This is a genomic window from Flavobacterium micromati (genome assembly GCF_900129585.1).
GTDB classification, from domain to species: Bacteria; Bacteroidota; Bacteroidia; order Flavobacteriales; family Flavobacteriaceae; genus Flavobacterium; species Flavobacterium micromati.
This window is the reverse complement of the sequence record NZ_FQWF01000002.1, coordinates 20,227-39,122: the sequence shown is the minus strand read 5'-3', so window position 1 is coordinate 39,122 and position 18,896 is coordinate 20,227. Positions and strand designations below refer to the sequence as shown.

Below are 18,896 nucleotides of genomic sequence, written 5' to 3'. Positions count from 1 at the left end.
TATCTTGCGCACTTAAAAAATTCAGCTATAATGAACAAATTTAAGTATTATTTTATTCTATTAATTACAACTATCACTTTATTTTCTTGCACAAAAGATCAAGAAGTTTTTGTACCCGTTCCGGCAAGAGAATTTGCAGTGCAGTACGCAACTGAAATAAAAGATATTGAGCAATATTTGAATACCTATTATATCACTGTTACCAATAGTCCAGGTAATCCTGAAGATCAAAATATAGTTTTTACTAAGATTCCAGCAGGAGGAACACAACCATCTGTTATGTCTTATAAAAATAGTGCAACTTTCCCTAAATTGCTTAGTAGAGAGGTTAAGCTGCATGAAATTAATTATACCTTGTATTATTTAGTTTTGAGAGAAGGAACGGGTACATCTCCGTCTAACGTAGATCAAGTTTCCACAACGTATAGAGGTGATTATTTACAAAGCGCAAAAGTTGAAGGCGCAACGACACTTACAACAACTAAATTTATAGAATGGATTTTTGAGGTGCAACGCATAAATTTAATTAATTCGGTCAGAGGATGGAAAGAGATTTTTCCTCAGTTTAAAACAGGAACTGCAAGCTCTAATCCTGATGGTACAGTTTCTAATATTAATTTTGGAGCAGGAGCCATGTTTATTCCATCTGGATTAGCGTACTATGCAACTGGTAAGGGCAGTATTCCGGGTTACGTTCCTTTAATTTTTAGTTTTAAATTGTTAGCTACTTTGCGTTTAGATCATGAAATCAATATAGTTACATCTGCTCCTTCACCCGATGGAATTCTGTCCTATCATGAAGATATTGATGGCGATGGTTATATGTGGCTTAAAGAAGAGTTAAATGCAGGTGTTGTTAATCCTGATGATACAGATGGAGATGGATTTCCTGATTTTATAGATACTGACGATGACGGTGACGGTGTAAGTACCCGCACAGAAATAACAGCTGCGAACGGTGTTTTAATTCCATTTGAATCAATTCCTAGTTGTGACGGAAATACAACTGATCCTAGTAGAAAAAAACGACATTTAGTGAAGTGTAATTAAAATAGAATAAAACAAAAAAACCAGTTCGTTGATAAAGCGAACTGGTTTTTTTTTGGTATCAAATGAAAGATTATTTTCTTTTCATCACTCTTTCTACAGCTGCAACAATTGCTTGATTGTTTAGTTTGTATTTATCCATTAATTGCTCTGGTGTTCCTGATTCTCCAAAACTGTCATTCACAGCGACAAATTCCTGCGGTAATGGGCTATTTAATGCGAGAACTCTAGATATGCTTTCGCCAAGACCTCCCAATATATTATGCTCTTCAGCAGTTACAATACATTTAGTTTTAGCCAATGATTGTAGAATTGCTTCTTCATCTAATGGTTTAATCGTGTGAATATTGATAACTTCAGCAGAAATTCCTTGAGCCTCTAATGCTTCGGCTGCAATAAGAGCTTCCCAAACTAAGTGACCTGTAGCAACAATAGTCACATCAGAACCTTCTGTTAAAACAATTGCTTTCCCAATTTCAAATGGCTGATCAGCTGGCATAAAATTAGGAACCACGGGACGACCAAAACGCAAGTAAACAGGACCATGATGATCAGCAATTGCTAAAGTTGCTGCTTTAGTTTGATTGTAATCACAAGTATTGATCACAGTCATTCCAGGTAACATTTTCATCAAACCAATGTCTTCAAGGATTTGGTGTGTTGCACCATCTTCTCCTAAAGTTAATCCTGCATGTGAAGCACAAATTTTGACATTCTTCTCAGAATAAGCAACAGACTGACGAATTTGGTCGTAAACTCTTCCTGTAGAAAAATTAGCAAAAGTTCCTGTAAAAGGAATTTTCCCACCTATTGTTAATCCTGCAGCGATTCCAATCATGTTTGCTTCTGCAATACCTATTTGGAAAAAACGTTCTGGATGGTTTTTCTTAAAATCATCAAATTTTAAGGAACCTATTAAGTCTGCACAAAGTGCTACAACATTTTCATTTTTTTGACCTAACTCGGTCATTCCCGCCCCAAAACCTGAGCGCGTATCTTTACTTCCTGTATTAAGCCCCCTAACCCCCGAAGGGGGAATTACTAAATGAGGTATTTTATTTGTTGTTACAATACTATTTTTTTCTATTTTATGAGACTCAACTGGAGTTCCCCCGTTGGGGGTTAGGGGGCTGTAATCTAAATTACCGCCAACATTATAATTTTGACCAAGCGCTATTTCTAGTTGTGTATCATTAGGTGCCTTACCGTGCCAAGCATGACTAAACATCATAAAATCAACTCCATTACCCATTTCAGTATGTAACAATACACAAACCGGTTTTCCTTTTCCAGTTCTTGATTTAGCATCATTCATTCCAGCGATAATTGCTTCCAGATCATTTCCTTTTTCAATTTCTAAAACATCCCAATCAAATGCTTCAAACTTAGCTTTGATGCTTCCCATAGCCAAAACTTCATCAGTAGTACCATCAATTTGTTTTCCATTTAAATCAATTGTAGCTACAAGATTGTCCACTTTTTTTGCAGAAGCATACATAATAGCTTCCCAGTTTTGACCCTCTTGTAATTCACCATCTCCATGAAGCGTATAAACAATATGGTTGTCACCATTTAATTTTTTAGCTTGTGCAGCGCCTATAGCTACTGATAGCCCTTGACCAAGTGAACCTGAAGCAATTCGTACTCCTGGTAAACCATCATGAGTTGTTGGGTGCCCTTGCAATCTAGAATTAATTAGTCTGAAAGTAGCCAATTCTGCTACTGGAAAATAGCCGCTTCTAGCTAGAACGCTATAAAAAACAGGTGAAATATGTCCGTTTGATAAAAAGAAAATATCTTCTCCCATTCCGTCCATGTCAAAACCTTCTTTGCGATCCATTATGTTTTGGTACAAGGCTACGAGAAATTCAGTACATCCTAAAGATCCTCCAGGATGACCTGAGTTTACAGCATGTACCATTCGAAGAATGTCTCTTCTAACTTGGATCGTTAAATCGTTTAATTGTTGTGTGTTAGGCTTCATTTTTTGTGTAAGTGTTAAAGTGCTGCAAATGTAAATTTTATTTAGGGTTAAGGCAATACTTTTTTTATTAATTAAACAACACTGAAATGGCTATCGTGGCTTCAAAGCCTTTTATTTTAGTACTTTTTACATACAATAAAACCTGCGCGAGGCAGGTTTTATGAAGCAGAATTATTTGAATATTGGAACAAAATAATAATTTTTATATTGAAATAAACGAATCAAGAGAGAAGAATAAGTACTTTTTTAATACTTATATTTTATTTTTAAGGCTGCTCCATCCACCACCATTATAAACTGACGTATAACCATTTGATTTCAAAATACTTTTAGCCGAAGCACTCCGCATACCAGAAGCGCAGCATGTAATAATCGTTTTATTTTTATCTTTTAATTTGTTCAAGTTGCTACTTAAAGTATCAACTGAAATATTGATTGAACCTTTAATGTGCCCGCTTGAAAATTCTCCTTTGCTACGAACATCCACTATTAAAGCACCTTGTTTTACTAAATCAGCGAAATTAACACTTGCACCAAAACCGAGTAATTTTTTTATTTTATCGAACATTTTTTTAACTTGTTTGTGATTGATAATAATTTACATCTAACCATGAACCGCCGTTGTGGCAGTGAATTCCTTTTTGTGAAAGATATTGTTGTGCTTGTCCACTTCTATTTCCTGACGCGCAACACAATATTAAAGGCTGTTTAAGATTTTCTATCTCTTGCATTCTTTGTTGAATTTCCCCTAAAGGAATATTTATTGAGTCAGCAACATGACCACCCATAAATTCTTCATGGGAACGCACGTCCACAATCGTACATGCCTTTTCTTTAATTAAATTTTCTATTTTCATCAATTCTACCATTTTAAAAATTAGCTTCATTAAATTTTCACAATTCGTGATGTTTTAATTTTTACTATACAAAAGTAATGTAACACAAAACTGTGTTTAGTAACTTTTGTTACAGAAGAGGATTTTAATTTTTTTTAAAATGTGCGAAAGACTCTAAGTTTAATATTTTCATTAAAGTGTTATTCATTCTTCGAATATATTCCACCTTGACAATTGACACTGAAATTAAAAATCTTTATAATTTATTCTTTATCAACCAACATAATTCACTCTGCTCGTCAAGTTTCAAGCTACGTTACGCTAAAGACCAAGATAATTTAAGTGTTTCCATAGTACTAAATTATTCATTTATTGACAAATACTAATTTGCAATAGATCTTCCACAATTTTTTTATTAATCTTATCTTCGTAAAAAATAAACTATGCGTTTTTCCGTCTATATTATCGTTTTGTTTAGTGCTTTCCTTTCAGTGAATTGCAGTTCGAAAAAAATTACCGATATCTCCTATATTGGATATAACGACAAAAACAGCATTCCTGATCCAAAATTAAATGTTTTTATTCCGCGCAAGGCGTCCCTCCAAGCCATTGCCTGTTTTAATTTTTGTACATGGTGGTAATTGGGATAGTGGTCGAAAAGGGATTTATGATTTGCTAGGTAGAAATTTTGCTAAGAAAGGAATAATTACAATTATACCAAATTATACTTTGAGTCCAGATGCAAATTATAATGGTATGACAAAACAAGTAGCTGCCGCAATAAAATGGGCTAAAAATAATGTAATTCAATACAACGGAAATCCAAATCAAGTTTTTATTACTGGACACTCTGCTGGAGGTCATCTAGCAGCTTTAGCGGTTATGAATCCTAAATATGGAGTCGATGCCAAAAGTATTTCGGGAATTATTTTGAACGATGCTGCTGGATTAGACATGAAGAATTATTTAGAAGAAAATCCGCCAACTGCTAAAAATAATTATCTAACAACTTGGACAAGAGATCCACAGCAATGGAAAGATGCTTCACCTATTTATTTTTTGAACAACAGCACACCGCCTTTTCTTATTTATGTTGGCGATAAAACCTATAATTCAATTAAAGTTGCTAACAGTCGTTTTTTAAAAGCTCTGAAGCCTTTCCAACCTGATGTGACTGAAATAAGGATAAATAAAAAACATGCAGCTATGGTGACACAATATTTTAATTCGAATAGTGATCGCTTTGAGGAGATAATTGAATTTGTAAAACTACAGTCAAAATAAAAATTGAAAGATAAAAAATGTTTTCGTAGTTTTTTTTAACAACGCCACACTTCCTTAATATGCGAAAGAACCTTTTGCCATAAATTTAATTTTAAAAGCAAAAAAAAAATCGGTTTTAGTGACTAAAACCGATTTTGTGATCATGCGTATTTTATTATTGAATCAGGAAAGGTGATTTACCATCTGTAATAATAACTTTTGCATTGGGTGATTTAGATAATTCTAGAAACGCTTCAATTGATCGTAATCTAATAATATCATTGTTAAGACCTTCCGAAATTATTTTTTGAGAATCTCGTGTTCCTTGAGCTGCGATAATTTTTCTTTCAGCTTCTAATTTTTCTTGTTGTAACACAAATTCCATTCGCATAGCTTCTTGTTCGGCTTGCAATTTTCTTTCAACTGAACTTGCCAAACCAGCAGGTAGTTGAATACTTTTCATCAAAACCGACTCCACAATTATTCCTTGTTTTGTTAAAACTTCTCCCATTTTACTTTTAATTTCAGCTTCAATATTTGATCGCCTACCAGAGTGCATGTCTTTAGCAAAGAAATTAGAACTTACATCAGCTGCTGCAGAACGAAATACATTTGAAATTATATTCTCATACGATAAACCATATGTTTCTATAATTTTTGCGACACGCTCTTGTTCAAGACGATAAAGAATAGATACTTGTGCATTTACACTTAATCCTTCTTTACTAGGTAAACTGAGGTTTTGCTCTAAATCATTAGTCTGAATGGACGCTTTTATAATTTTGCTAGTAAATGGATTGTATAAAGCTGGGCCTTGAGTTGTAATTTTATCGGAAAGTTTTCCTAATCGTTGTTTAACACCAACTTCACCTGGACGAACAACCACACAACTTTGCAAAAGAAGTAGGGAAAATACGGAGATTATGATTTTATTTTTCATGATTTTTTTATAAATTTAAGAATTAAGGTTAAAATGTTTTTATATATATATTTTATCATGTCTATTAATTTTTTTTATACATTGAACGGTTAAATAATGTCTGTGAACCGCAATAAAAATGAAATTTTTTCTAAAAACGGATTGGATTCAAACAACTTTAAAAACTAAAAGGCGCAATTATTTATTCCAGTTGGAGCTGAATTTGATCAATCAATAGCGAGTGCTTTGTACTGAGCTTGAGGTCCTATTTTTGAGAATTGCAGATTGAAAATAGCTGTTGTAAAATCATTTACGCCATAAATTTAGACAACTACTTAAATTTTTACTTGATCTAATTTCCCAATTGTCTAATTAAGCTATCTTTGCGCACCCGAATGGTCGGGACAAAAAGTATTTAGGGCTAATGAAATTTAACCGTAAAGAAATATTAAGAAAGACAGATGAAATTTGATTTATTGAAAAAAGACCCGTTGTCCAAGGCTAGAGCGGGAAGTATTACTACTGATCATGGTGTGATTGAAACACCTATTTTTATGCCTGTAGGAACTGTAGCTTCTGTAAAAGGGGTGCATCAAAGAGAATTGAAACAAGATATAAATCCAGATGTTATCTTAGGAAACACCTATCATTTGTACTTACGACCACAAACTGAAATCTTGGAAAAAGCAGGCGGATTACATAAATTCATGAACTGGGATCGCAACATTTTGACTGATTCTGGTGGTTACCAAGTATATTCGCTTTCGGCCAATAGAAAAATCAAAGAAGAAGGCGTAAAATTTAAATCACATATTGACGGTTCCTACCACTTTTTTACACCAGAAAATGTGATGGAAATTCAGCGTACAATAGGTGCAGATATTATAATGGCATTTGATGAATGCACACCATATCCTTGCGATTACAGATACGCGCAAAGATCAATGCACATGACACACCGCTGGTTGAACCGTTGTGTGGATCATTTAGCTAAAACGCCAGTAAAATATGGATACGATCAAGCTTTTTTTCCTATCGTTCAAGGAAGCACTTATAAAGATTTACGCAGGCAATCAGCAGAATACATTGCAAATAGCAACCAAGTAGGAAATGCTATTGGCGGACTCTCAGTAGGCGAACCTGCAGAGGAAATGTACGCTATGACTGAGGTTGTTTGCGAAATTTTACCTGAAGATAAACCGCGTTATTTAATGGGCGTGGGAACTCCAATTAATATTCTTGAAAATATTGCTCTTGGTGTAGATATGTTTGACTGTGTGATGCCAACCCGTAACGCTAGAAACGGAATGCTTTTCACCGCAAATGGATCGATTAATATCAAAAATAAAAAATGGGAAGCTGATTTTTCTCCAATTGATGAAATGGGAATCACATTTGTCGATACTGAATATACTAAGGCATATTTACGTCACCTTTTTGCTGCCAATGAATACTTAGGAAAACAAATTGCAACAATCCATAATCTTGGTTTTTATATGTGGCTGGTTCGGGAAGCCAGAAAACATATCTTGGCTGGCGATTTCAAGCCTTGGAAAGAAATGATGGTCAAAAATATGAATCAGAGATTATAAAACCCCTGTCCCCCAAAAAGGAATAATTGATGTGTAAAAAATATTGATATGAGTAAAAAGAAATTTGGAAAGTTCTCCCTTTGGGGGTTAGGGGGCTTGACAATAATTGATAAATACATCCTAAAACGATATTTAGCCACATTTGTGGTAATGTTATTGTTGTTTATTCCCATTGGGATTGTTGTTGATGTATCCGAGAAAATCAATAAATTGCTTGAGAACAAAGTGCCGTTTTTAGAAATTGCGTTTTACTATTACAATTTTACCATTTATTTTGCCAATTCTCTTTTTCCAATATTTTTATTTTTATCGGTGATTTGGTTTACATCAAAACTGGCAAATGATACTGAAATTATTGCTATTTTGAGTTCAGGCATATCCTTCACTCGGTTTTTGCGTCCGTACATTATAGGCGCTTCAATTGTTTCTGTCGTGGTTTTGTTAATGGGATTTTTTGTTGTTCCCGCTGCCAGTGAAGGATTCAATAACTTTAGATACACTTATTTAAAAGGTGGAGGAAAGGAAGCAATGCGCGGAAATAATACTGATGTTTATCGCCAAATAAGCGATACGGAATTTATTTACGTAAATAGCTTCAATACAGAGTCAAAAACAGCTTTCTATTTTACACTCGAAAAATTTAATAAAGAGAAATTAGTACATAAAATTACTGCTACAAGAATTAAATGGAACCCGAAGGAAAAGAATTATACAATGTATGATTACACAAAAAGAACTGTGGGTGAACTAAGTGATAAAATTGAAAAAGCACCTGAAAAAATCGCTCGTTTCAGTTTTGATTTGGAGGATTTGACACCAGTAATTTATATTGCAGAGACTTTAAGTTTGGGGAAATTAAATGCCTTTATTAAAAAAGAAAGCGAGCGTGGCTCTTCTAATATTAACGTGTATTTAGTAGTTTTATATAAAAAATATAGTGTACCAGTATCAGCATTTATCTTAACTATTATAGCTGTTGCGGTATCTTCTATGAAAAGAAGAGGAGGAATGGGAACAAATCTAGCTATTGGAATTGCACTAGCTTTTGCGTTTGTGTTTTTTGACAAAATCTTTGGAGTACTTGCTGAAAAATCGAGTATTCCGCCATTATTAGCGGTTTGGTTGCCCAATATTGCCTTTGGAATTTTAGCCATTTACTTATTACGAAATGCGAAACGATAATTTAAAAAGTTACCTCAATCTTCATTTAATTGTTTTTATTTGGGGTTTTACAGCGATTCTTGGCGCTTTAATTACCATCACAGCTAATGCCTTAGTCTGGTACAGAATGTTTTTTGCGGCTATTTTTCTCGGTTTTTTTCTGGTATTCCAAAAAAAGTCGTTTAAAATTCCATTGAAATCCTTTTTAAAATTAATTTTCGTTGGATTACTCATCGCTCTGCATTGGATCTTTTTTTTCAAAGCGATCCATGTTTCTAATGTTTCTATTACCTTATCTGTGTTTTCTCTTGGTGCATTTTTTGCTTCGATTTTAGAGCCACTTTTTTATGGTCGAAAAGTACTTTGGTATGAAGTATTCTTTGGCTTAATTATTATCGCAGGTTTAGCATTGATTATTAAAGTCGAAATAAATTATTTAGACGGAATGCTTTACGCGTTGGCAGCAATTATTTTAGGCGTTTTATTTACGTTAATGAATGGCAAATTAATTGCTGATCATGATCCATCTGTAATTTCGTTTTATGAATTTTTAGCAGGTGTTTTTTTTATATCTATTTACTTTTTGTTTCAACAAAAATTCACTTCAGACTTCTTTATTTTAACTGCTAATAACTGGATTTTAATTCTTATTTTGGCTTCAATCTGTACTGCTTATGCGTTTACAGCTTCGGTAAAAGTGATGCAGAAATTAACGCCTTACACAGTGATGCTAACCACAAATTTAGAACCTGTTTATGGAATTATTTTGGCTTATTTTATTCTTGGTGGCAAAGAAAAAATGAGTTTTGAGTTTTATATTGGAGCATTGATTATTGTTCTCACAGTAATATTTAATGGCGTAATTAAACAATATGAGAAGACAAAATTCAAAAAAAATAACTCTACTTTAAACAATTGAATTTTTACACATAAATAGAAAAATAGCCAATTCGAACGATTTAAAATTTTATCTTTGTCGTTCGAAATAAAACAAAAACGCAAAAATCCTATGGAATATTTAGACTTTGAGCTTCCAATAAAAGAACTAGAAGAGCAGTTAGACAAATGTCTCATTATTGGACAAGAATCAGATGTTGATGTGACTAACACTTGTAAGCAAATCAATAAGAAACTAGAAGAGACCAAAAGAACCATATATAAAAACTTGACTGCTTGGCAACGTGTCCAGCTTTCGAGACATCCTAGTAGGCCGTACACTATGGATCACGTACGGGCTTTGTGCGGCGAAACTTTCCTTGAGCTTTTTGGAGACAGAGGTTTTAAAGATGATAAAGCGATGATTGGTGGTTTAGGTAAAATTGATGGACAATCTTTTATGATTGTAGGGCAACAAAAAGGGTTTAACACCAAAACGCGTCAGTTTCGCAACTTTGGGATGGCAAATCCAGAAGGTTATCGAAAAGCATTGCGCTTGATGAAAATGGCAGAGAAATTTGGTATTCCAGTTCTAACTTTAATTGACACTCCTGGTGCATATCCAGGATTGGAAGCTGAAGAACGAGGACAAGGAGAGGCTATTGCTAGAAATATTTTTGAAATGATTCGATTAAAAGTGCCTATTATAACAGTTATTGTTGGAGAAGGAGCTTCTGGTGGTGCCTTAGGAATAGGTGTGGGAGACAAAGTTTATATGATGGAAAATACGTGGTATTCTGTTATTTCGCCTGAATCATGTTCGTCTATTTTATGGAAAAGTTGGGAGTATAAAGAACAGGCAGCCGAGGCTTTGAAACTGACATCTGCTGACATGAAAAAGCAAAAATTAGTAGATGATATTATCCCAGAACCATTAGGTGGAGCGCATTATGATAGAGCAACGGCTTTTAAAACTGTAGAGCAATACATCATGAAAGGATTTAATGAATTAAAAGACTTATCAACAGAAAAATTAATCGCTCAAAGAATGGCTAAATACAGTAAAATGGGTGAATATAAAGAGTAAAATCTTACAAAAGTAAATTTAATCCGAAGCCTTACAGTTTCGGATTTTTTTTTGGTTATAAACAAATAATAGTTAGTTATCAACAATTATTTGTAACAACTCAAAGCTTATCTTTTTTTAATTTTTGCTACTTTCGCTTTATGGAAAACTTTAGAAATATCAGTCCAGTCAGGGTTGATAAAACTACTATTATAAGCCTTGAAAAGGGAAAATTGCAACCACAAGTGCTTGATCTTGAGGAGGCTGTGCTGGGTGCTATGATGATTGACAAAAAAGGAGTAGATGATGTAATTGACATTCTTCAACCTGATGCTTTTTATAAAGAAGCACACAAACATATTTTTGAAGCTATTGTTCAGCTGTTTACAGAAACGCAGCCTATTGACTTATTAACCGTTTCAGCGCAACTCAAGAAAAACGCTAAGTTAGAGCTTGCTGGCGGTGATTTTTACCTTATTCAGCTTACGCAAAAGATTTCATCTTCGGCGCATATCGAATTTCACTCTCGGATTATTCTTCAAAAGTTTATTCAGCGCAGTTTGATTCGGATTTCAACTGAAATTATTGAAGATTCTTATGATGAAACTACTGATGTTTTTGATTTATTAGACAGAGCTGAATCGAAATTATACGAGATTACACAAGGTAATATAAAACGAAGTTCCGAAACGGCTCAAAGCTTAGTTTTGCAAGCCAAGAAACGAATTGAGGAAATTGCAGGACAGGAGGGATTGAGTGGCGTTGCAACAGGTTTTGATAAATTGGACAAAATAACTTCGGGCTGGCAGCCAAGTGATTTAATTATTATTGCAGCAAGACCGGCAATGGGAAAAACAGCTTTTGTATTATCTATGGCTAGAAATATGGCGATAGATTATGGAATGCCTGTCGCATTATTCTCACTAGAGATGGCTTCTGTACAGCTAATCACCCGTTTGATTTCATCAGAAACGGGATTGTCATCAGAGAAATTACGTACTGGAAAATTAGAAAAACACGAATGGGAACAGCTAAGCACTAAGGTAAAGAATTTAGAAAAAGCACCTTTATTTATTGATGATACACCATCGTTATCAATTTTTGATTTAAGAGCAAAAGCACGAAGATTAGTTTCACAACACGGAATTAGAATTATCATTGTCGATTATTTACAATTAATGACAGCCGGAGGAAATGGGAAAGGTGGTGGAAATAGGGAACAAGAAATTTCAACAATTTCTCGAAATTTAAAGGCATTAGCCAAAGAATTAAATGTTCCAGTAATTGCGCTTTCTCAATTATCGCGCGCCGTGGAAACGCGTGGATCGAGTAAAAGACCGTTACTTTCTGACTTACGGGAATCAGGGGCAATTGAGCAAGATGCTGATATTGTTTCCTTTTTATACCGACCTGAATATTATAAAATAGACGAATGGGATGATGACGAAGCTTCGCCTACTGCTGGTCAGGCCGAAATTATGATAGCCAAGCACCGTAATGGTAGCATTGAAAACGTGCGATTAAAATTTATAGGACATCTTGGAAAGTTTGATAATCTTGAAGATCATAATGGCAACTATGATGACTTACCGTCAAGTATGAATCAGGATGACAATCCATTTATTACTAAAAATTTACCTTCTGCTAACGAAGCTTTTGGCAGTAATTTTAATGATCCTGATGATGATAGTGATGTGCCTTTTTAACTAAATGCTGATCTTCTAATACTATGAAGACACACAAAAAGCCTAAATTAATAAATATTGATTTAGGCTTTTTACTGTTCTTTACAAATTAGCCTTTGGTAAAACAATAAAAATTAGTAGTTTAGCTATCTAACTAATTATATTTCTAACCAAGAATTAAATACATGACTCAAAAACCAACCGTTACAAATCAGAACCAAAAAAAAACAGTTAATTCTATTCCATTAAAAACAGCACAAAAATGGGCGAAAAGATGGAGAAACAAAGAAAGTAGCTACAATAAATACAACGAGCTCAGTGCCTTTTTAATTCCCAGTATTGATCTAGCCGAAGTTTTAGCAGAAAAAGGTTCTGAATATGTACGAGCGTATATTGGCGTAGAAAAGATTGCACCAACTACAAAAGGGGAAAAACCAACTTACGTTGAAAAATTAATGTTTGTGGCTACAAAGTTAAATTTGGAAACCGGAATATATGAGGATATGATACCTCTTGCGTCAGATAATGATACAAACGAGGAGATTGGAATCTATGATTTATCTAGACCTTGCCCACCCTATGGAGATCCCACAAGTCCACTGGAACAATAATTTATTATGGATGATTTTATCATTTACTCAGGATACCTTTTACTACTAGTTAACTTAATACTGTATTCTTACAGCTTTTTTATTAAAAAAAAGGGTATTAGCTTTTATGTTGTTTTTCTAGTTTTTTCTTTTTTACTGCAAATGATTAGTGAGGTTTTATTTCTTCTGAAAATGAATAATCTTGTTTTATTTAACTTTTTCTTTATTGGACAAATGGTATTACTGGGTCTGTTTTACAATAAATTGATGCAAACCATACGACAAAAAACATTTATAATATGCAGTATTATATTGGGATTAATGGTTCTAAGTGTCAACTTTTTTTTAGAACCAAGCCAATTTTTTAAATTTAATTTATTCCAAATTGCTCTAACGTCCTTACTCGTGGTAGTTTTCGCAATGATGCACTTGTACAACATACTTGCCGGAGAAAAAGAATTTTACTATGTGACAATTGGAATGATTATCTATCTGTTAGGAAGTACGGTTTTGTTTTTTGTTGGAAACTTAACCATTGGATTAAGTACGGAATTTAAATTTTTCACGTGGACATTAAACGCGATTTTAGTTGTTTTAAATCAATTATTTGTACTATTCGAATGGAAAAATAGTTTTTACAAAAAGGCAGTTCAAACTAAATTATGTTAAAAAACACTCCATACGAGAAAGAGATAGTCACTATCATTTTTTATACCTCAGGTTTTTTTATTGTCATGGCGATTGTTTTAGTTTTATTCTTCTATTTTTCGAGAAAAAAAATTACTCAAAAAGAAATCGAAAAAAAAGATTTAGAAATTCAGTATCAAAAAGAACTTTTGAGTGCTGTAATTATCACGCAAGAGGAGGAACGCAAACGCATAGCTCAGGATCTACACGATGATATTAGTTCTAAGCTTAATATCGTAGCACTGAATAGCCATTTACTAACAAGGCCTAATTTAACTGACAGTGAGGTTCTTGAAATAACGAGAAATATCATTGATCTCACAAGCAAAGCATTAGATAATGCAAGAAAAATTGCACACGGTTTGTTGCCTCCTGTTTTAGATAAATTTGGACTGCATGCGGGGTTGCAAGAATTATGCTTGGAGTTTAGTAGTTTAAAAGATGTTGAGGTACACTATAATTGCAACAGCAATTTCAGTCTTTTAGATAATGATAGGCATTTACATGTTTTTCGAATACTTCAAGAATTGATGAATAATTCAGTGCGACATGGAAAAGCAACGACGATTTCAATCCTTTTTGAAGACATAAATGGCTTTACAAATTGCACTTACACTGATAATGGCGTTGGTTTTGAAATAGAAAGTAGTGAAAGTAAAAAAGGACTTGGGTTAAAAAATATTGAAAGTAGAATTACTTTTTTAAAAGGAACTATGGTAATTCAATCGGCAGTGAATAAAGGAATTTCTGTAGTTTTTAATTTTTAAACAATGAAAAATAAGATTAAAATAATTATAGTTGACGATGAAATTCTTTTTAGAAAAGGAATCTCATTTTTATTGGCTCGTGAAGAAAATATTGATATTATTTTTGAGGCTTCTGATGGCGAAGAGTTGATTGCATATCTTCAAACGAACAAAAATAAACACCCCGATATTATAATTATGGATTTAAAAATGCCAAAAGTTAATGGAGTTGAAGCAACGAAAATTATCCATATACAGTTTCCAAACATTAAAATTATCGCGTTGACGAGTTATAATTCTAAATCTTTTGTTGCTAATATGATAGACGTAGGGGCAGTTTCTTATTTAATCAAGAATGCAACGCCTTTAGAATTATTAACCACTATAAATGAAGTTGCGGCTAAGGGATTTTATTACACTGATTATGTAATGAAGATTATTCAGGATAATGTGTTGACTACAAAAAAAGTAAAAAGTATGTTTGACAACAGTTTTTTAACTGCTCGAGAACTTGAAGTGCTCAAACTTATTTGCTCCCAAAAAAGCACAGTTGAAATAGGCGAAGAACTTTATATAAGTCCCAGAACCGTAGAGGGTCATAGGAATAATTTATTATTGAAAACCGAATCAAGAAATATGGCGGGATTGGTAGTCTATGCGGTTCAAAATGAGATTATTAATTTTGATGTTTAGCCACCTTTAACTTGTGTTGTAAAAACTGCCTTAATCAAATTATTGTATAAATAGGCTTTCAAAGATTGATTTATCTGTAAAATTATTCTTGTTGAAGCGTTTGCAAATGTTCCGTTACTACAAAATTTTAGTTTTTACTGAATAATGTAATTGCTAAATCTATAACATAAATTTGCGTAGGATTTTCTTTTTCGTTACAACGATCAGTTTGTAAATTGATGGTAGCAAAGCGCATAAAATGCAACAATAAGTAATATCAATAAACAAACTCCTATTTTTTTGACAACATCAAGTAAATTGAGCGGTGTATTGTTTTCATCAGTATCCATCACTTTGTTTTTAAGATTATTAATTGTTTCATGGGCAAAGTTAAAATTTTAATAGCTTTACTTTATAGGTATTTTTACGTGTTTTTATCATTTTTTTGTTTTTTGTAATTTATTTAATAGTTAAAATTCAGCTAATTGAACGGCTATGTTTCTATCTTTGGGAGACCAAAGTTTTACAGTATGAACAGATCATTTCTAATTCTATTCCTTTTATTAGTTTCAATTACAACTAAAGCATCCTTTATTTTGTTGCCAATGGACGAAACGACGCAGCAAAATCATTTAAAAGCGTATGGTATTACCTTTTGGTGTTTGGATAAAAATTACAAAGCGAGCTGGTTGCTGAATTATCGAGGAGGTTCATTTTTATTGCCTGATGCAGCAGAAATTAGAAAAGAATGCCAAATTAGAGGCGTTAGTTTCGAATTAATTTCTGACAGTGAACAATTTAATATTTTAAACGAGATATCGAGTGCATCACAAAATATGGAGTCTGTTATTTTAGAAAAAGCACCTAAGATTGCTGTTTATACTCCAAAAGGTAAACAACCTTGGGATGACGCTGTAACTTTAGTATTAACGTATGCCGAAATTCCGTTTACAGCTATTTATGACGAAGAAGTATTAGGCGATCAGTTATTGCTATACGATTGGTTGCATTTACATCATGAAGATTTTACTGGACAATATGGTAAGTTTTATTCCTCTTTCAAAAATGTGCCTTGGTATATTGATCAAAAAAAACAAGCTGAGGACTTGGCAAACAAGCTAGGATATGCCAAAGTTTCGCAAGAAAAAGGAGCGGTTGCCAAAAAAATTAGGGATTTTGTAATTGGTGGCGGATTCATGTTTGCTATGTGTTCAGCAACGGATAGTTTTGATATTGCGCTTGCCGCTGATGGACATGATATTTGCGAAGCAATGTTTGACGGCGATGCTAGCGAAGCAAGTTACCAGTCAAAAATTGATTATAATCACTCTTTTGCATTTAAGAATTTTACTTTAGAAAGACGTCCCGAAGTATATGAGTTTTCAGATATTGATATGACTGCAAAACGCAAAATTCCAATGGAAAAAGATTATTTTACATTGATGGAATTTTCAGCCAAATGGGATCCTATCCCTAGTATGCTATGCCAGAATCACACGCAATTAGTAAAAGGATTTATGGGACAAACTACTGCTTTTGACTCGGAGTTCATTAAATCTAATGTTTTGATTATGGGCAGTTGTGAGCTAAACGGGGAAGCGCGTTACATTCATGGTCAAAAAGGAAAAGGGATGTTTACGTTCTATTCTGGACATGATCCAGAAGATTTTCAGCATCAAGTGGGTGATCCTCCTACGGTTTTAGATCTACATTCTAATTCACCGGGCTACCGACTAATTTTAAATAACGTGCTATTTCCAGCGGCTAAGAAAAAGAAACTGAAAACATAAATAAATTTTTGATTTATTAATGCGGTGAAATGGATCAGTATTTAGAAAATGGAATACCGTTTTTAAACCATGTAAGAAATAGAAGAAAGTACAAGTTTTTTTTATTCTTGAATTAAAATGCCATAAATCATCAATAGATTAAATAAAAGCTAGAGTTGGTAAATAGTACTGTAAATATTTCACAACTAAAATAAAGTAGCTACTTGTATCTTTACAACAGCGTCGCAAGTTAAGTTCTCACTTCTAATTATTGCGTCTCCTTTTAGTTTATTTAATTCAAAGAAAACTCAAACCAAATGGGAATGTGGTCTGAGATAGTGCGCGCTTCTTTAAGCGAATTGAAGTTTTTATAAAAATGTAAAACTCCTGAATTTAGAGTTTTGATTTTAGATGATTTATAAAAAATATTATCGAATTCTGATGCGAGACACTTTCCATTTTTATATTCTTTTTTTAGCGATGTTTTTTGACCAACGAAAACAGACTGATAACCCATTTTTTTCAAAGGATAAAAAACGGTATGCGATTGTGGACAATTGAAATCACCCAAAAAAATCAAGTTCAAGTTCGTGTACTGTTCGGGTAAAAATTTGAAATATTTAATTTCTGTTTCTGGCTGTTTATTTTTGGTAATTGCATGAAAGTTGACTACTGTAAATTTTTTGTTCTCGTATTGAAACGTACAATAATACGGTTCTCTGTCAATTTCTAAATGATATTTTTTTTCCAACCAAGCTTTTCCTATTTTCTTGACTTTACTCGTTTTCCATATAAATGCATAACGCTCGGTTTTGTGAGCGCTACTGCTTGTGGGGTCACTGATGGTATAATCCCATTTATTTCCTTTCCGGTTTAGTTCATCTGCTAATCTGGCTACTGCTTGAGCCCCACCAAAACCCGCAACGACTTCTTGGATGGCAATGATGTCAAAGTCTTTTATAGTTGCTGCTATAAAAGCAATTTCAATATTGGATTTAGATTTGCCAAGATTCTGAATATTCCAGGAAAGGAGTTTGGGTTGGGAGAATAGTGCTGTTGAAGCAAGTAAGAGAAAGAAATAAAATATTATTTTCATCGTCATCAACCTATTTAAATAAAAAATAAAAAATTATTTAGTACTGAATTTTCTTTTGATACAATAAATTTGCAAATCAAAGTGTATGTTCTTTTATGCTCGCTAATAAAACTTTGCTTTGTTTCAAAAACATGGTTTAATTTATTTGGCTTTAAAATCTTTGCTTATTAATGTGTGTAATTTTTTTAAATTCAAAAATTTATGAACTCACAAGATAGTGTTTTAGAACTATCTTTGGCAGTTTTTGACGACATCGTACGTATAAATACACTTGTACACGTTTCCTAATAGGTATATACTTGTTGAGCTTTTGTCAGGAAAATAATTTTACACAATTGTTTAATGCTATACTTAATTTGCCATTACAAACTTCAGTTAAATTAATTGTTAGAACTTATTTTTGGATATACTTTGGAAATAATAAATTTTGAAATTGCTGAGATTGAAAAATAGTCTACCACTTTTACTTATCTGACCAACAATATTTAAACCATGCAAAATGAATCGCAAATTTTAAATCATATCAACAAAAAAAAACAAATTTAAATTTTAAACTTTTCTAAATAATATAACCACAGCTTTTTAGGGAATAGTTATTCTTTGCATATAGATGAATTTTCCTTTTCTGTGGCTAGATTGTGATAAATTTTTAGTAGTGGTATTTACATTTAAATAGGAGGGGGGTTTTCTATAATATTTGCTGAAATAATTGATTTGGTTTTTACTTGTGGTAGCAGGCTCATCATCATATTTTCTATGCTCTAGTAATTTAATGGCTTCATTTTTATAATAAACTTTAGTTTCAGTAGATTCATTTTTTACAGTATTTGTCTTTTTGTTTTGGCATGAAAATAAAGCAATAAGCAATAGCAACAATGATATGTTGATGCTCAGTATTCTTTTTATA

At 33.0% G+C, this 18,896-nt stretch carries 18 protein-coding genes; 12 read left to right on the top strand and 6 right to left on the bottom strand.

Annotated features, from left to right (window positions below; all coding sequences use genetic code 11):
- Nucleotides 1-30: 30 nt before the first annotated feature.
- Entirely contained in the window at nucleotides 31-1,050 is a 1,020-nt protein-coding gene (locus BUB42_RS02370; protein ID WP_073016834.1) for a BamM family beta-barrel-assembly machinery protein, read from the top strand.
- Between the two features lie 70 nt (nucleotides 1,051-1,120).
- Here BUB42_RS02370 and BUB42_RS02365 read toward each other — a convergent pair whose 3' ends face one another.
- The 3 genes from BUB42_RS02365 to BUB42_RS02355 all read right to left on the bottom strand — a co-directional run bounded on the left by BUB42_RS02365 (nucleotide 1,121) and on the right by BUB42_RS02355 (nucleotide 3,918).
- On the bottom strand, nucleotides 1,121-3,031 hold the full coding sequence (locus BUB42_RS02365; RefSeq protein WP_073016832.1) for a transketolase: 1,911 nt from the start codon (nucleotides 3,029-3,031) through the stop codon (nucleotides 1,121-1,123).
- A 253-nt stretch (nucleotides 3,032-3,284) separates the two neighbouring features.
- Entirely contained in the window at nucleotides 3,285-3,599 is a 315-nt protein-coding gene (locus BUB42_RS02360) for a rhodanese-like domain-containing protein (protein WP_073016830.1), read from the bottom strand.
- A 4-nt stretch (nucleotides 3,600-3,603) separates the two neighbouring features.
- The gene (locus tag BUB42_RS02355) at nucleotides 3,604-3,918 is read right to left on the bottom strand and encodes a rhodanese-like domain-containing protein (RefSeq protein WP_244533869.1); all 315 of its coding nucleotides are present in this window, start codon (nucleotides 3,916-3,918) and stop codon (nucleotides 3,604-3,606) included.
- 522 nt (nucleotides 3,919-4,440) lie between these two features.
- On the opposite strand from BUB42_RS02355, the gene BUB42_RS02350 reads away from it, so the two are divergent.
- On the top strand, nucleotides 4,441-5,151 hold the full coding sequence (locus BUB42_RS02350) for an alpha/beta hydrolase (protein WP_244533868.1): 711 nt from the start codon (nucleotides 4,441-4,443) through the stop codon (nucleotides 5,149-5,151).
- A gap of 154 nt (nucleotides 5,152-5,305) precedes the next feature.
- Here the strand turns inward: BUB42_RS02350 and BUB42_RS02345 are convergent, their stop codons facing one another.
- Nucleotides 5,306-6,070, bottom strand: a complete 765-nt coding sequence (locus BUB42_RS02345) for a prohibitin family protein (RefSeq protein WP_073016828.1) — start codon at nucleotides 6,068-6,070, stop codon at nucleotides 5,306-5,308.
- Between the two features lie 440 nt (nucleotides 6,071-6,510).
- Between BUB42_RS02345 and tgt the strand changes: the two genes are divergently transcribed.
- From tgt to BUB42_RS02295, 10 genes are all read left to right on the top strand, one after another.
- Nucleotides 6,511-7,641 carry a tRNA guanosine(34) transglycosylase Tgt gene (gene tgt, locus BUB42_RS02340; RefSeq protein ID WP_073016827.1) on the top strand — a complete coding sequence of 377 codons (1,131 nt, stop codon included), beginning with the start codon at nucleotides 6,511-6,513 and terminating at the stop codon, nucleotides 7,639-7,641.
- Between the two features lie 48 nt (nucleotides 7,642-7,689).
- Complete coding sequence (locus BUB42_RS02335) at nucleotides 7,690-8,823, top strand: LptF/LptG family permease (protein WP_084118272.1); 1,134 nt, start codon at nucleotides 7,690-7,692, stop codon at nucleotides 8,821-8,823.
- Nucleotides 8,810-9,721 (top strand): DMT family transporter, encoded by a 912-nt coding sequence (locus tag BUB42_RS02330; protein ID WP_073016825.1) that lies wholly within the window; start codon nucleotides 8,810-8,812, stop codon nucleotides 9,719-9,721. The genes BUB42_RS02335 and BUB42_RS02330 overlap by 14 nt, the downstream gene beginning before the upstream one ends.
- 90 nt (nucleotides 9,722-9,811) lie before the next feature.
- Entirely contained in the window at nucleotides 9,812-10,765 is a 954-nt protein-coding gene (locus tag BUB42_RS02325) for an acetyl-CoA carboxylase carboxyltransferase subunit alpha (protein ID WP_073016824.1), read from the top strand.
- A gap of 140 nt (nucleotides 10,766-10,905) precedes the next feature.
- Nucleotides 10,906-12,450, top strand: coding sequence for a replicative DNA helicase (gene dnaB, locus BUB42_RS02320; protein WP_073016822.1), 1,545 nt, complete (start codon nucleotides 10,906-10,908; stop codon nucleotides 12,448-12,450).
- A 164-nt stretch (nucleotides 12,451-12,614) separates the two neighbouring features.
- The gene (locus BUB42_RS02315; protein ID WP_073016820.1) at nucleotides 12,615-13,040 is read left to right on the top strand and encodes a hypothetical protein; all 426 of its coding nucleotides are present in this window, start codon (nucleotides 12,615-12,617) and stop codon (nucleotides 13,038-13,040) included.
- A gap of 171 nt (nucleotides 13,041-13,211) precedes the next feature.
- Entirely contained in the window at nucleotides 13,212-13,688 is a 477-nt protein-coding gene (locus tag BUB42_RS02310) for a hypothetical protein (RefSeq protein WP_244533867.1), read from the top strand.
- A complete protein-coding gene (locus BUB42_RS02305) occupies nucleotides 13,682-14,473 on the top strand; it encodes a sensor histidine kinase (RefSeq protein ID WP_073016817.1) in 792 nt (263 codons plus the stop codon). The genes BUB42_RS02310 and BUB42_RS02305 overlap by 7 nt, the downstream gene beginning before the upstream one ends.
- A 3-nt stretch (nucleotides 14,474-14,476) precedes the next feature.
- Nucleotides 14,477-15,145 (top strand): response regulator transcription factor, encoded by a 669-nt coding sequence (locus tag BUB42_RS02300; protein ID WP_073016815.1) that lies wholly within the window; start codon nucleotides 14,477-14,479, stop codon nucleotides 15,143-15,145.
- Between the two features lie 509 nt (nucleotides 15,146-15,654).
- Nucleotides 15,655-16,914, top strand: a complete 1,260-nt coding sequence (locus tag BUB42_RS02295) for an asparagine synthetase B (protein WP_073016814.1) — start codon at nucleotides 15,655-15,657, stop codon at nucleotides 16,912-16,914.
- 271 nt (nucleotides 16,915-17,185) lie between these two features.
- On the opposite strand, the gene BUB42_RS02290 is transcribed toward BUB42_RS02295, so the two are convergent.
- Entirely contained in the window at nucleotides 17,186-17,989 is an 804-nt protein-coding gene (locus BUB42_RS02290) for an endonuclease/exonuclease/phosphatase family protein (RefSeq protein ID WP_073016812.1), read from the bottom strand.
- Between the two features lie 582 nt (nucleotides 17,990-18,571).
- Nucleotides 18,572-18,862, bottom strand: coding sequence for a hypothetical protein (locus BUB42_RS02285; RefSeq protein WP_139257260.1), 291 nt, complete (start codon nucleotides 18,860-18,862; stop codon nucleotides 18,572-18,574).
- Between the last annotated feature and the right edge of the window lie 34 nt (nucleotides 18,863-18,896).

Excerpts from the sequence above, each read along its gene's own strand:
- BUB42_RS02290 (WP_073016812.1), bottom strand. The coding sequence starts at position 17,989 with ATGAAAATAATATTTTATTTCTTTCTCTTACTTGCTTCAACAGCACTA.
- BUB42_RS02325 (WP_073016824.1), top strand. The coding sequence starts at position 9,812 with ATGGAATATTTAGACTTTGAGCTTCCAATAAAAGAACTAGAAGAGCAG.
- BUB42_RS02300 (WP_073016815.1), top strand. The coding sequence starts at position 14,477 with ATGAAAAATAAGATTAAAATAATTATAGTTGACGATGAAATTCTTTTT.
- BUB42_RS02365 (WP_073016832.1), bottom strand. The coding sequence starts at position 3,031 with ATGAAGCCTAACACACAACAATTAAACGATTTAACGATCCAAGTTAGA.
- BUB42_RS02310 (WP_244533867.1), top strand. The coding sequence starts at position 13,212 with ATGAATAATCTTGTTTTATTTAACTTTTTCTTTATTGGACAAATGGTA.
- BUB42_RS02345 (WP_073016828.1), bottom strand. The coding sequence starts at position 6,070 with ATGAAAAATAAAATCATAATCTCCGTATTTTCCCTACTTCTTTTGCAA.
- BUB42_RS02350 (WP_244533868.1), top strand. The coding sequence starts at position 4,441 with ATGTTTTTATTCCGCGCAAGGCGTCCCTCCAAGCCATTGCCTGTTTTA.
- BUB42_RS02370 (WP_073016834.1), top strand. The coding sequence starts at position 31 with ATGAACAAATTTAAGTATTATTTTATTCTATTAATTACAACTATCACT.
- BUB42_RS02355 (WP_244533869.1), bottom strand. The coding sequence starts at position 3,918 with ATGAAGCTAATTTTTAAAATGGTAGAATTGATGAAAATAGAAAATTTA.
- dnaB (WP_073016822.1), top strand. The coding sequence starts at position 10,906 with ATGGAAAACTTTAGAAATATCAGTCCAGTCAGGGTTGATAAAACTACT.
- BUB42_RS02360 (WP_073016830.1), bottom strand. The coding sequence starts at position 3,599 with ATGTTCGATAAAATAAAAAAATTACTCGGTTTTGGTGCAAGTGTTAAT.
- BUB42_RS02330 (WP_073016825.1), top strand. The coding sequence starts at position 8,810 with ATGCGAAACGATAATTTAAAAAGTTACCTCAATCTTCATTTAATTGTT.
- tgt (WP_073016827.1), top strand. The coding sequence starts at position 6,511 with ATGAAATTTGATTTATTGAAAAAAGACCCGTTGTCCAAGGCTAGAGCG.
- BUB42_RS02315 (WP_073016820.1), top strand. The coding sequence starts at position 12,615 with ATGACTCAAAAACCAACCGTTACAAATCAGAACCAAAAAAAAACAGTT.
- BUB42_RS02295 (WP_073016814.1), top strand. The coding sequence starts at position 15,655 with ATGAACAGATCATTTCTAATTCTATTCCTTTTATTAGTTTCAATTACA.
- BUB42_RS02335 (WP_084118272.1), top strand. The coding sequence starts at position 7,690 with ATGAGTAAAAAGAAATTTGGAAAGTTCTCCCTTTGGGGGTTAGGGGGC.
- BUB42_RS02305 (WP_073016817.1), top strand. The coding sequence starts at position 13,682 with ATGTTAAAAAACACTCCATACGAGAAAGAGATAGTCACTATCATTTTT.